General features: G+C 70.3%; 13 protein-coding genes. 2 read left to right on the top strand and 11 right to left on the bottom strand.

Annotated features, from left to right (window positions below; translation table 11 throughout):
- Positions 1-80: 80 nt before the first annotated feature.
- The gene (sppA, locus tag D7X32_RS26285; protein ID WP_120605319.1) at positions 81-1877 is read left to right on the top strand and encodes a signal peptide peptidase SppA; all 1797 of its coding nucleotides are present in this window, start codon (positions 81-83) and stop codon (positions 1875-1877) included.
- A 15-nt stretch (positions 1878-1892) separates the two neighbouring features.
- Here the strand turns inward: sppA and D7X32_RS26290 are convergent, their stop codons facing one another.
- The gene (locus tag D7X32_RS26290; protein ID WP_244239184.1) at positions 1893-2456 is read right to left on the bottom strand and encodes a cysteine dioxygenase; all 564 of its coding nucleotides are present in this window, start codon (positions 2454-2456) and stop codon (positions 1893-1895) included.
- Between the two features lie 325 nt (positions 2457-2781).
- On the opposite strand from D7X32_RS26290, the gene D7X32_RS26295 reads away from it, so the two are divergent.
- Complete coding sequence (locus D7X32_RS26295; protein ID WP_120605321.1) at positions 2782-3798, top strand: GspE/PulE/PilB domain-containing protein; 1017 nt, start codon at positions 2782-2784, stop codon at positions 3796-3798.
- 17 nt (positions 3799-3815) lie between these two features.
- Here the strand turns inward: D7X32_RS26295 and D7X32_RS26300 are convergent, their stop codons facing one another.
- The 10 genes from D7X32_RS26300 to D7X32_RS26345 all read right to left on the bottom strand — a co-directional run.
- On the bottom strand, positions 3816-4424 hold the full coding sequence (locus tag D7X32_RS26300) for a Uma2 family endonuclease (RefSeq protein ID WP_120605322.1): 609 nt from the start codon (positions 4422-4424) through the stop codon (positions 3816-3818).
- A 76-nt stretch (positions 4425-4500) separates the two neighbouring features.
- On the bottom strand, positions 4501-5958 hold the full coding sequence (locus D7X32_RS26305; protein ID WP_120605323.1) for a tRNA modification GTPase: 1458 nt from the start codon (positions 5956-5958) through the stop codon (positions 4501-4503).
- Positions 5959-6017: 59 nt separating this feature from the next.
- A complete protein-coding gene (locus tag D7X32_RS26310) occupies positions 6018-6245 on the bottom strand; it encodes a hypothetical protein (protein ID WP_120564661.1) in 228 nt (75 codons plus the stop codon).
- 49 nt (positions 6246-6294) lie between these two features.
- Positions 6295-7077 carry a hypothetical protein gene (locus tag D7X32_RS26315; protein WP_120605324.1) on the bottom strand — a complete coding sequence of 261 codons (783 nt, stop codon included), beginning with the start codon at positions 7075-7077 and terminating at the stop codon, positions 6295-6297.
- On the bottom strand, positions 7074-8897 hold the full coding sequence (yidC, locus tag D7X32_RS26320; RefSeq protein ID WP_120605325.1) for a membrane protein insertase YidC: 1824 nt from the start codon (positions 8895-8897) through the stop codon (positions 7074-7076). Before yidC ends, D7X32_RS26315 begins: the two co-directional genes overlap by 4 nt.
- A 52-nt stretch (positions 8898-8949) precedes the next feature.
- Positions 8950-9168, bottom strand: coding sequence for a membrane protein insertion efficiency factor YidD (gene yidD / locus D7X32_RS26325; RefSeq protein ID WP_014400870.1), 219 nt, complete (start codon positions 9166-9168; stop codon positions 8950-8952).
- Positions 9165-9584: a ribonuclease P protein component gene (rnpA, locus tag D7X32_RS26330; RefSeq protein WP_014400871.1), complete on the bottom strand. Its 420-nt coding sequence runs from the start codon at positions 9582-9584 to the stop codon at positions 9165-9167. Before rnpA ends, yidD begins: the two co-directional genes overlap by 4 nt.
- 15 nt (positions 9585-9599) lie before the next feature.
- The gene (rpmH, locus tag D7X32_RS26335; RefSeq protein ID WP_120526629.1) at positions 9600-9752 is read right to left on the bottom strand and encodes a 50S ribosomal protein L34; all 153 of its coding nucleotides are present in this window, start codon (positions 9750-9752) and stop codon (positions 9600-9602) included.
- A 224-nt stretch (positions 9753-9976) separates the two neighbouring features.
- The gene (locus D7X32_RS26340; protein WP_120605326.1) at positions 9977-11689 is read right to left on the bottom strand and encodes a serine/threonine protein kinase; all 1713 of its coding nucleotides are present in this window, start codon (positions 11687-11689) and stop codon (positions 9977-9979) included.
- A partial coding sequence (locus tag D7X32_RS26345; protein ID WP_147450268.1) for a DUF2381 family protein occupies positions 11686-12533 on the bottom strand: 848 nt, incomplete at its 5' end. The genes D7X32_RS26340 and D7X32_RS26345, both read right to left, overlap by 4 nt.

Below are 12533 nucleotides of genomic sequence, written 5' to 3' on the forward strand. Positions count from 1 at the left end.
TCGTGCGCGCGCGTTGGTGGTAGGCCGCCTGAAGGTCGGGGACCGTCCCTCGGGCACGTGCACACCAGGAGTCCTTCCGGATGAAACGCTTCTTCATTGGCGCGCTGGCCTTCATCGGGGCGCTGTCCATCCTCTTCGTCGTGGGTGTGGTGGGGTTGTTGATGCTCGCGGCGTCGAGCAAGCCAGGCGTGCCGTCCAACCTGGTGCTGGAGCTGGACCTGCAGCAGCCGCTGCCGGAGTACACGCTGGACACCTCCCTGGCGGGCGCCTTCGGCGAGGAGCCCACGTCGCTCCGGGACGTGGTGGAGGGCCTGGAGAAGGCCGCCAGGGACCCTCGGGTGAAGTCGCTGGTCGTCCGGGTGGGGCAGCCGGGCAGCGCCGCGCAGGTGCAGGAGCTGCGTGACGCGGTGAAGGCCTTCCGCGCGGCGGGCAAGCGGGCGGTGGCGTACGCGGACGGCTTCGGCGAGGCGGGCAACGGCACCGGCGCCTACTACCTGGCGAGCGCCTTCGACGCCGTCTACATCCAGCCCTCCGGCGACGTGGGGCTCACCGGTCTGGTGATGGAGACGCCCTTCGCGCGCGACGCCTTCGAGAAGTTCGGCGTGAAGCCGGAGTTCGGCAAGCGCGCCGAGTTCAAGAACGCCGTCAACACCTTCACCGACGCGTCCTACGGCGCCCCCCAGCGCGAGGCCACGGAGGCCTACGGCGGCAGCCTCTTCAACCAGGTGGTGAAGGGCGTGGCGGAGGGCCGCAAGCTGTCCGAGGACGAGGTGCGCTCCCTCATCGACCGCGCGCCCTTCATGGGCCAGGCGGCCGTGGACGCGAAGCTGGTGGACGGGCTGCGCTACCGCGATGAGATCCACGACGAGCTCAAGCAGCAGGCCGGAGATGGGGCGGAGTTCCTCTACGTGGACAAGTACCTGGAGCGCGCGGGCCGGCCGAACCAGACGGGCACCACCATCGCCCTCATCTACGGCGTGGGCGAGGTGCTTCGCGGCAAGAGCCAGTCCAACCCGCTCTCCGGCGGCCAGGTGATGGGCGGCGACACGGTGGCGGCGGCCTTCCGCAAGGCGGTGGAGGACCCGTCCGTGAAGGCCATCCTCTTCCGCGTGGACAGCCCGGGCGGCAGCTACTCCGCCAGCGACACCATCCGCCGCGAGGTGCAGCGCGCGCGCGAGGCGGGCAAGCCCGTCATCGTCTCCATGGGCACGTACGCGGCCAGCGGCGGCTACTTCGTGGCCATGGCGGGGGACAAGATCGTCGCGCAGCCGGGCACGCTGACGGGGAGCATCGGCGTGTACAACGGCAAGTTCGTCACGTCGGAGCTGTGGGCGAAGCTGGGCGTGAACTTCGACACCATCGCCTTCGGGAAGAACGCCACCTTCTCCAGCTCCGACCAGGAGTTCACCCCCGAGCAGCGCACGCAGCTGGAGTCCGAGCTGGACACCATCTACCTGGACTTCACCAGCCGCGCCGCCCAGGCGCGGAACATGCCGCTGGAGAAGCTCCAGTCGGTCGCGAAGGGGCGCGTGTGGACGGGGGAGGACGCGCTGGAGCGCGGGCTGGTGGACGCGCTCGGCGGCTACCCGAAGGCGCTGGAGCTGGCGAAGGAGGCCGCGAAGCTGGACAAGGACGCCCCGGTCCGGCTCGTCGTCTTCCCGCGCCCCCGGCCCACCGGACAGGTGCTGTCGGAGCTCTTGGGCAAGCACGAGGCGGACAACAGCGACGACGAAGCGGCCGGAAGCCAGGGTGCCGTGTCCTCCCAGGTGCTGGAGCAGGTGCGGGCCGTGTACCGCGTGGGCGCGAAGCTGGGCCTCACCGGACAGGGCGCGGAGGGGCGCATGCTGTACGCGCCGCTTCCGGAAGTGCGCTGGTAGCGCGCGTCCCCCGGCTCAGAAGTGCAGGGGGAAGGCAGCGCGGACTTCGGTGGGCCGCACCGGCCTGCCGAAGATGCTGTGGTAGCGCAGCGAGTGCGACGCGCAGCGGTGGCGGCGCGGATCGAACACGAGACAGCTGGCCACCGGACCGGCGTAGACATGCAGCGTGATGCCCGGGGCGTTGCCGGCGATGCTCACGCGGTGGATGGAGGTGCCCGGGTCGCGGAAGTCCACGTGCCCGGCGCCCACCGGCCCCACCCGCGCCGGAGTCCCCAGCCGCGCCAGGCCGGGCGCCGTTCCGCCCTCCAGCAGCGGGTAGTTCTCCAGGAGGAACTGGCCGCGCTGGATGCTGAACCAGCACTCCTGGCCGTCATGGTCGTGGATGGGCGAGGCCACGCCCGGCGACCAGCAGTTGACGATGATTTCCATTCCCTCGTCGCGGTGGACGAGGTTGCGCGTGTAGCGGCCCGGCAGGAAGTGCAGGTAGGGCCTCAGGCTGGACGGCTCCAACTGGAGCCCCGCCATGTCCGCATCCACCCCCGCGAGCCCCCCGGGGGCAGCACGGCGCGCGCGGAGCATCCGCACGAACTCTCTCAGGCACGCGTCAGCCATGCGTACAGGCTAGGAACGTCTGCGACATCCGGCCACCCTCGAGTCTTCCGCTGAACGTCCGCTTTGTCGTCCCCCCCTCAAGGATCGGAGCGGGGTTCGTTGAAGGACGATGAAACCCCAGGAAGAAGTGGCCGCGCGCTGAATTCAGGGTCCAGCCCGGAATTCGGTACCCGCCCGTACCGCTTTTCCTTTGGTTTCGCTGTAATTTTACACCCTCCTGGCGTAAAGGGGAGGGCATGTAGGGCAGGTCGTCCCGGCCGAAGCATCGAGGGGGGCCGGAGGAGAGCGTGAGATGAAGAAGCGGCTGGGGGACATCCTGCTCGCGCAGGGTGTGGTGGATGCGATGCAGTTGCAGTCGGCGCTGGCGTACCAGCGCAAGTGGGGCGTGGCGCTGGGGCAGGTGGTGGTGGACCAGCGCTTCTGCACGGCGGAGGCGGTGCTGTCCGCGTTGGCGGTCCAGTCCGGCGTGGAGGCCGTGGACCTGGACAACCAGCCGCTGGACGCGTCGCTCGCGAAGCTGATTCCGGTCAAGGTGGCGGAGGCCCACCGGGTGGTGCCGCTGCGGCTGGAGGGGCAGGGCCCCCGCCGCGACTCGGTGCTGGTGGTGGCCCTGGCCGCGCCGGCGAGCCTGGCGACGCTGGACGTGGTGAAGAGCGTGTCCGGCAAGTCGCGGGTGGTGCCACTGCTGGCCACGGACGCGGCGCTGGGCCGCGCCATCGGACGGCTGTACCGGGGTGAGCCGGCGACGCCGCAGCGCCGTCCCGGGATGGAGGGCTTCTCCCTGCCGGAGTGGGACGAGTCGCTGCCCCTGGTGGTGGGCAAGTCCCTGGCGGAGCTGACGGACATGCCGGCGCCGGAGCCCGTGCGGCAGGGCGACAGCGCGGGTCTGCCCATGCTGGCGCCCCTGGAGACCGCCTGGGCACCGATGCCGGCGCGCGCGCCGGAGCCGCGCGTGACGGTGCGCGAGCAGGTGCTGGTGTACGGCTGGGGCGCGGACGCGGCGGCCGGGCTGGTGCGGGTGCTGAGCGGGGCGGGCTTCACGGTGAAGGTGGCGAGCACGGGCGACGTGTGCACGGCGAGCGAGACGCAGGTGGTGGTGGCGCCGCTGCCCGCGATGGAGGTGCTGGCGCAGCGGCTGCGCGCGCAGGTGCTGGTGGCGGGCAAGGCGCCGGAGCGGGACCTGCCCCGCGCGCAAGCGGTGCATGCGCGAGGCTTCGTGGCGGCGCCGGTGGATCCGGATCTGCTGCTGCGCGCCGTGCGCCGACTGTCGCGCGCCTCCGAGGAAGCGCGCCTCAAGCACGCGAGCTGAAATCCCCCTGGGCGGCGTCAGGGCACCGCGACCAGCCGGGGCAGCTCCTCCGCCGCGTCGGGAAGCCACAGCGAGCCCAGTTCCAGGGGCACGGAAGGGAAGGGCTCGGCGCGCACGAGGGCGTCATCCTCGTGGCTCGCGGTGAGGAGCCAGCCGCGCTTGATGCGCTGGTAGGCCTCCAGCGTGCGCGCGACGGGGTCCACCAGCCAGACGTGGGACACGCCGGCCCGCGCGTACAGGGGCAGCTTGCGGGCGCGGTCCAGCGCGGTGGTGGCGGGGGTGAGGACCTCGCAGATCCAATCCGGCACCAGGGTGAAGAAGGCGGCGCCGGGCTCCGGCGGGGCGGCCACGCGCTCACGGCGCCAGCCGGCCAGGTCGGGCACGAGGACGTCCTCACCCAGGTGCAGCTCCGGCGCGCGCAGGAAGCACCAGCGGCCGGTGCCGCCGCGGCGCGGGTCCAGCCGCTCTCCCAGCTCCACGCCCATCATGAAGGCCGCGCGAGCGGGCGCCACGGAGAGGCGGGGCGAGGCCACCAGCTCGCCATCGAGGATTTCCCCCACCCAGCCCGACGGAAGCGCCGAGAGCAGGGAGTGGGAGGTGGGTTGAAGGTGCTGAAGTGCCGTCATGAATCCTCGGGGAGCGCCGGTGAACGCGCTGCATTCTAAGGAGGGGTCTGACATGCGGACCGCCGCCCACCCGGCACTACTTCCCGATGCAGAACCGCTGGAAAAGGGTGTCCAGAAGAGCGTCGGAAACGCTCGTTCCGGACACCTCGCCCAGTGCTTCCAGCGCGAGCCCCACCTCGCCGGAGAGGACCTCCAGGGTGGACACGCGTGAAGCCTCCTCCGCGCGGCCCAGCGCCTCGGCGGTGCGACGCAGGGCGTCCGCGTGCCGCTCGGAGACGAGGACCACCGCGGAGGGCGTGCCACCGCCCCACAATCGCGCGAGCACGGAGGTCCGGAGCGCGTCCACCCCTTCGCCCGTGAGGCCGCTGACGCGCGGCGGGGCAGGGGAGGGGAGGGTGGCGGACCTCCCGCCAGACGCCGCGTCGTTGATAGGCAACGCCCCGGCGCCGATGGGCAACGCCCCGGCGCCGATGGGCAACGCCCCGGCGCCGTCGCCCACGGAGCCTTGCTCCGCTCGCGCTCCAGGCAGGACATCGCACTTGCCGGTGACGGCGAGCACGGGCGTGGCGCCAGCGTCACGCATCCACGACGCGGCCTCTTCCCGCGAAGTCCCCGGCGGCAGCACGAGCACCGCCAGGTCCACGGCCGAGAGCAGCTCCCGCGTGCGCGCGATGCCCAGGGCCTCCACGCGGCCGGGGGCCTCGCGCAGGCCGGCGGTGTCGTAGAGCGTGACGCCCAGGCCGTCCCACTCGACGCGGGCCTCCAGGGCATCGCGGGTGGTGCCGGGCTCGTCGTCCACCAGCGCGCGGGCCTCGCCCACCAGCCGGTTGAACAGCGTGGACTTGCCCGCGTTCACCGGGCCGTACAGCGCCACGCGCGCGCCCTGGCGCACCAGCCGTCCACGGCCCACCTCCGCGCGCAGCGCCTCAGCGACGGAGCGCAGCGAGGCCACCCGAGGACCGGCCTCCGCGTCCGCGCCCTCTGCCTCATCGGGGAAGTTGAGGACGCCTTCCAGGTCCGCGTGCAGCTCCCGCAGCGGCGTCTCCAGCGAACGGATCCGTTCGGCCAACGCGCCGGACAGGCCCGCCGCCGCGGCGCGCACGGCCGCCTCCGAGTCCGCGGCCACCAGGTCCGCGACCGCCTCCGCGCGGGTCAGGTCGATGCGGCCGTGGAGGAACGCCCGCCGGGTGAACTCACCAGGGAACGCCGGACGGACGCGCTCGTCCTCCAGCGCCCGCGCGAGCAACAGCCGCAGCAGGCGCGGACTGCCATGCGCGTGAAGCTCCACCACGTCCTCGCCGGTGAAGGACCGGGGCGCCTGGAAGTAGAGGAACAGGCCCTCATCCAGCACCGCGCCCACCGCGTCCACGAACGACGCCAGGTACGCATGGCGCGGAGTCGGGGACGGAGGAACACCCGGCGCGAGCCTCCGGGCCACCTCCAGCGCGGCCGGCCCGGACAGCCGGAGGATGCCCACCGCCCCCGCGGCGGGAGCGGTGGCCAGGGCGACGATGGTGGCGGAGTCAGGCGTCATGGCGGGGCAGGGGGCCACCGGAAGACGGGCTCACACGCACGACTCACCCGCCTGGGTGCCTACCGGACGCCCTGGGGCGGAGTGGATCCACGAGCAGCCCGCTCCACGTCGTCGCGGTGCTCCTCGATGTACTTCTCCACCTCGGCGTCGTCGACCGCCAGGTCGCGCAGCACGCCCGGGTAGACGAAGCGGAACGCAGGGGACTCTTCATCCCCTCGCAGGCGGAAGCTCATCTTCAGCACCGCCGCGCCATACAGCTTGTCTTTCAGTCCCTTCGACTTACCCATTCGCTCCTCGTCCCAGGCGCCCGCCGGCGGCCCCGAGCAGACACCCCGCTCAGGCGTCGACGTCGTCTTCGTCGTCGTCCGGCAGCAGGCTCCGCTTGGGCATCGGGGCGGGCTTCGCCGGGGTGAACACCACGCGTCGGTTGCGGCCTTCACCTTCCGCCGCCACCTTCACTCCACCCACTCCTTCTACTGCCTTCAGGACGCGCGCGCGGTCCTCAGTCTTCATCGCGGCGAACGCATAGAAGCGCCCCAGGCTGGCGGACTTCTCCGCGAGCTTGCGGACGGCCTCCCGGAACACCGGATCCTCTTCAACCGGCAGCGAGCGCTCGTCCGCCTCCGCGCCCTTCGCGGCGGCCGGGGCCTGGGCAGGCTTCGCGGCCTGCCCACCCCGGGCGTTGCGCTGCGGCGGCGGCGCGGCCGGAGCAGGCGCCGCGGCCCGGGCCGGCTGCGCTGGGGGTGTGGCAGCCGCCACCTGCGCCACGGACGCGGCGGGTGCGGCAGCCGGAGCCTGCTGCTGCCCTGGCTCACGGCGCGGCCGGGGCTCCGGATGCGCGCCCGCGCCCAGCATCACCCAGCGGCGCTCGACGCCGGGGCGGTGGAGCATCTTGTTGAGCAGGAACTGGAGCGAATCCAGCACCTGGCTGCGCTTGCCCTGCTCCACGCCCGGAGGCGCGCCGGACTCGAAGTGGAGCGCCACGGACAGGCTGCCGTCGGTGGCGTCCTGCAGGTCCAGCCGCGCCGGGAACCCCATCAGCCCGAGGATGTCCGCGAGCAGCTTCTCCACCCGGGGGCGGAAGTCGCCGCCGCCCGCCACGCCCTGTGTCCCGCTCACTTGCGTTTGCCTCCCCCGGCGGGCACCACCGCCGGCGTCCCGCCGCCCGTCTGGTTCTTCTTGTTGCGGTCCAGCCACTTGCGCAGGCCCCACTGCTGGCCAATGGAGAGCACGTTGTTCGTGAAGATGTAGAGCGACAGGCCCGCCGGGTACTGCAGCAGCGTGAACGTGAAGATGATGGGCATCACCCAGGTCATGATCCGCGCCTGCGCCGCGTCCATCATCTGCGGCTGCATCTTCTGCGTGATGATCATCGACACGCCCAGCGCCAGCGGCAGCAGGTACGTGGGGTCCTTGTACGTGAGGTCGCGCCAGATGGGGCCGACGAAGGGCTCGCCGTAGATTTCGAAGCTGTTGCGCAGCGACGTGAACAGGGCGATCCACACCGGCATCTGGATGAGCAGCGGCAGACAGCCGCCCAGGGGGTTCACCTTCGCCTCCTGGTACAGCTTCATGATCTCCAGGTTCTGGCGTTCCTTGTCGTCCGCGAACTTCTTGCGGATGTCATCCATCTTCGGCTGCAGCACCTTCACCGCTTCCATGCTGACCATGGAGCGGTAGGTGAGCGGCAGCAGCACCAGCTTCACCACCACGGTGAGCAGGATGATGGCGACGCCCCAGTTCCCCACGATGCCGTGGAAGAACTTCATGACCGCGAGGAGGATCTTGCAGACCACCGCCCAGATGCCGAAGTCGACCGTGTCCTCCAGCATGGGGTGGAACGCCGTGGCGTTCAGGCCGGCCACCGAGCGCAGCTCCGGGCCGGGCACCAGGTGCAGCAGGTCCGGATCCTTGGGGCCCAGGTAGCCACCGAAGCGGAACGTGGCCACCTGACCGGGGCCCACGTTGAGCGGGAAGCCCGCGGACACCTCGCGCGCGGTGGGCGTGGCGGTCAGCGTGCAGTGGCCCGCGAGCGCGCCGTCCAGCGGGTAGAGCGCGGACAGGAAGTACTGCTGGTTGATGCCGAAGAAGGAGATGGTACCGCGCGTCTCCTCGGGCGGCTTGTCGCCCGGGGACAGGTTGTGGAGCTTGTCGTCCACCCAGCACGAGGCGCGGCTCAGGTTGCCCACGCCGCCGAAGAAGGACGGCGCGTGCTCGAACTCCGGGTCGATGGCGCGGCTGTAGTGCACCTTGATCTCGCCCGACTGCGCCTGGGCGGAGGTGTTGCGCACCTGGACGGTGTAGGTGAACTCGAAGCCCTCGCGCGGCCACAGCACCGTCTTCGTCACTTCCCACGGGCCCTGGCGGCCGGTGAACGCGACGCTGCCGCCGTTGTCGGTGGGGCCCTCCTGCACGGCGTAGCGGGTGTTCGCCGCCAGCGGCGCGCCGCCCTCAATGGTCACCGCGAGCGGCAGGGGCTGGCCGGCCACCGGGTGCGCCACGTTCATCTGCGGCGGCGGGGGGATGTCCTTGCCGAAGAGCTTCTCGAAGCCCTGCTTGACGGTGAGCGACTGCTGCTCGCGCATCTTCGTGCCCTGGAGCACGGCGGAGGTGAGGCCGGCGCCCTCGGAGGAGAAGGTGTACTTCACCTCCGGGCGGGCGAACTCCGCGGTGCGCGCGGGGGGCGGCGGGGCTTCCGCGTGGGTGCCCGCGTCGTCGCCAGTCGCGCCCGGCGGCGGAACGGCGGCCATGCCCGGGGTGCCCGCGTCCAGCGTGGCGGCGACTTCGACACCCGCGTCCGCGCCCTCCGCGCCCGGCGGGGGCGTCTTGGGGGCGAAGAAGAAGGTGTAGGCGGCGGTGGCGGCGAAGGAGAGGGCGAGCGCCAGGAGCAGCCGCTTCTGTGAATCGTTGGACTGGGGCGACAGCGGGTCGTTCGTCATGGATTTCCCTGTGCCGGCGGCGGAGGGCCGGAGGGCGGGCGGAAGCAAACCGTCAGGGGACGGGATCGAATCCACCGGGGTGGAATGGCTGGCAGCGCAGCAGGCGCCAGACGGTGAGGGCGCTGCCCTTCAACCCGCCGTGCTTCTCCAGCGCCTGCATGGCGTAGGTGGAGCACGAGGGATGGAACCGGCACGCCTTCGGCAGCAGCGGCCCCAGGAACCGCCGGTAGAAGCGGATGGGCAGGGCGATGACGAAGGCGAGTGGACTCATGGGGCGGGCTCTTTGGGAGGCACGCGAGGTGCCGGAAAGAGCCGTTGCAGCTTACGGGTGACGCCGTCGAACGCACGGGAAACTTGCGCGAAGGAGGCTTCCTTCGCCGAGGAGCGAACGACCAGGACTACGTCGAGACCGGGGGGCCATTGCCCGCGGTGCTTGCGGAACAGCTCGCGGAGCACTCTGCGCAAGCGTGCGCGCACCACCGCGTTGCCCACCTTGCTGGAAACGGTGAGCCCTACGCGGGAGTGCGCCCGGGAATTGCGTTGAACGAGGGCCAGGAGGCAGTCGGACGGAATCTTCTGACCGCCCTCCTGGACTTCGAGGAACTCACGGCGCTGGAGCAGCCGAAAGGCCTTGGGGAAACGCTCGTCGGTTGCCTGAGGCACCCGCGGCGCCGCTCCCTCGGCCATCGTCTGTGCGTCCAGTTACTTCTTGAACGACGACACCACCAGGCGCTTACGGCCCTTGGCGCGGCGGCGCTTGAGGACATCCCGGCCGCCCTTGGTGGCATTCCGCTTACGGAACCCGTGGGCGCGGTTGCGCCGGATCTTCGACGGCTGGTACGTGCGCTTGGACACAACGACTCCTGAGAGCTGAAGGCGGCGCCTGGACCATCCGGCGCGACCCGTACAGTGGAAAGGGGGCGTCCGTAACCCTATTTCCTGGACAAGTCAATCAAGGATCACCGGCGCCGACCGTACAGCCCTGCGCCGGGTGGACCGGGCGATCATGTAGGAAAAGGGGAGACGGGGCAAGGAACCGCGATCCTAGCTGCTGCGATCCAAGCCTCGTGCCGACGTGCTCAGGGCCAACTCCAGACGGCGACTGCCGGGAGTTCCCGGGGAAGGACGGCGGAGCCGGAATCAGAACCCGGCAGCTTCGGGACGCGGCCATCACCGCCACCCAGCACGATGCAGACGGGATAGGTACTCCCATCCGGGAGCCGGGCTTCGGTGTAGCGGATGATGACGGCCTCCTCGCCGTGATCGTAGATGCCTGGGCCCATCCACAAGCGTCCGTAGAGCAATGTGCCGTCGGGCAGCGCCGGATCCGCCCAGGAGTAGCCGACGATGCGCCCGACGACGGGGCCCGCCTGGTAGGTGCCCACCTGACTCTGGTCGCCAGGCTGGTTGATATCGATGACGGCCTTGAGTGGCTTACGGAGCTTCAGACGCTGGAACATGGCTTGCGTTGAAGCCTCAGGGCAGGGCACGCCGCTGTCGGGCCGCGTGGGCACGCTCGGGCAGGCAAGCCCGGCCGTGGCGCAGACCAACGCGGCAACGTGCCGGGCCAGGGGAAGGCGCCGGAGGGCGGAAACGGTAGGAGTGGGCACGAGCGAGCTTCCTTTCTCGAATGAGGGAGCGAGCATGCTGAGCGCTAGCCACAGGGCCAGAAAAACCGCCAGCGCGCCACATAGCGCCCATGCCACTGCGCGCCCGCGGGTCCACCCTGGAGTTGGAACCGCTGGCCTGGACTGGAAGTCGTCCTCCGGCGTGTCTTCTTCTGTGGCGGTCGGAGCCTCGGAGCGCTCCGAATCGCTCTCGATCGGCGTCTCCGAGGTGCCCACCTCCTCTGGCAACGGCGGCTCCAGGGAGACCTGCCACTCCGGCTTCTTCTTCTCCTTCGCTGCGTCCCAAAGGGCCTGCAGGAGGGCTTCGGTGCCGGCGTACCTGTCCTCGGGGTGCTTCGCGAGCAGACGCAAAGCGATGTCACCCAGCGCTCTCGGAACCCTCGGGTTGAGGACATGGGGGGCAGCGGGAACCTTCGTCGCGATGGCGAGGACGAGCTTGTCGTAGGGCAGCGTCGGGTCGAAGGCATATCCATCGGTAAGTGCCTCGTAGAGCAGTGCTCCCAAGGCATAGAGGTCGCCCGCGGGGCCAGGCTCGAAGGCGGCTCCCTCTTTCCAGGAGCCTTCAGCCAGGAAGGTCAGGGACTCCGGAGGAAGGAGGTGTGGCGAGGTTGGGGGCACGCCTACCGTCAAGGTGGCCATGCCCGGCTGCCGGGCCACGCCGAAATCGATGAGGACCGGCTGCCCATCCTCCTTGCGGATGAGGATGTTGGCCCCCTTCAAATCCCGGTGACACAGCTGGCGCCGATGCAACTTGTCGACGAGCCTCACCACTTCGGTGAAGACGTCGAGCAGTCGCGCGGCGGTGGGCTTCACCCGCCAACACCACTCGGTGAAGGTCTCTCCCTCCACGTAGTCCGTCACGAAGTAGAGGTAGCCGGAAGGGCCCAACCAGTGATCCAGCGCGTGGACCTTCAGTCCCGTGTCGTAGGCCATGTGGATGGCCGCCTCGCGCGACACACGGCCATCCGCGTCCTCCTCCTCCTGCTCATGCTGGCCCGCGGGCCGCAGAGCCACCTTCAGCGTGAAGGGCCGTCCGGGATGTTCCTCGCGCTCCACCTTGAAGAGGCGGCCGCCACCGCCTCCGCCCAGAAGCTCGAGGATTCGCCAGGGGCCCACCTGGTTGCCGGGCGCAAGATGGTCGGGATGCAGGGGCGACATCGTCATGGACCGGTCCTCCTCACCGATTGGATCTCCTGCAGCCACACCCCGCTGATTCGCAGGGTCCGGCCATTGGTGGGATCCGACAACTCGAGTCGTAACTCCTCCAGCGGTTGCTCCAGGGGCGCTCCGGTTTCCACGAGCACAAGGCCCGCCTCACCTGGGCCGAGTCGAGCCTTCTCCATGCGCACGGACTTCACCGGGACTGGCTGGCCACGCGTGGTGACGAGGCGAACACCTCCAGCGCCCCAAGCTCGTTGATCCAGGAGGTTGAGTACTTGAACCGCGACGACTGCCCAGGTGCTGGTCCTGTAAACCACGCCGCTCTCCAGCTTGAGCCCGTTCGCGTTGCCCGGAGAAGCGGTCTTGTCCAACCAATTGACGCTGACAGAGGGGTCCAGGAGCCCGGAGAGGATGAGCCCCGACGGGCCGCCGTCGCCGCACCTGCCTTGAAGCGCGGACAGTTGAGCCTGCACCTGGGCCAGTTCCTGTTGGAGCGACTCCGCACTGCGTGCGCGGCGAAGGACCTCGACCGCCGCGTCCACCTGTTCGCTGGCGGGGACGAGTACGAAGATGACCTCCTGCGGAGCAGCCCCATCCGCGAAGCGGACGGTGAGGAGCAGCCGCTCGTCATCGGACAGGTCCACCTTGGGCTTGAAGGTGACGGTGCGCTCCTCCACGACGAAGCGCTCGAAGTGGGTGTCCCGGCCTTGCACAATGACGCTCTTGGGAAGGAGCGGTGAGTCGAAGGTGAGGGTGGTGAGCGTCCCTTTCGCCACCCGGACGGAAGCATCCACCGGACTCGAAAGCAGGGAGAGGGCACGCTGCCGAAGTTTCCGGGCGGGAGGGG

The sequence above is a fragment of the Corallococcus carmarthensis genome (assembly GCF_003611695.1).
GTDB classification, from domain to species: Bacteria; Myxococcota; Myxococcia; order Myxococcales; family Myxococcaceae; genus Corallococcus; species Corallococcus carmarthensis.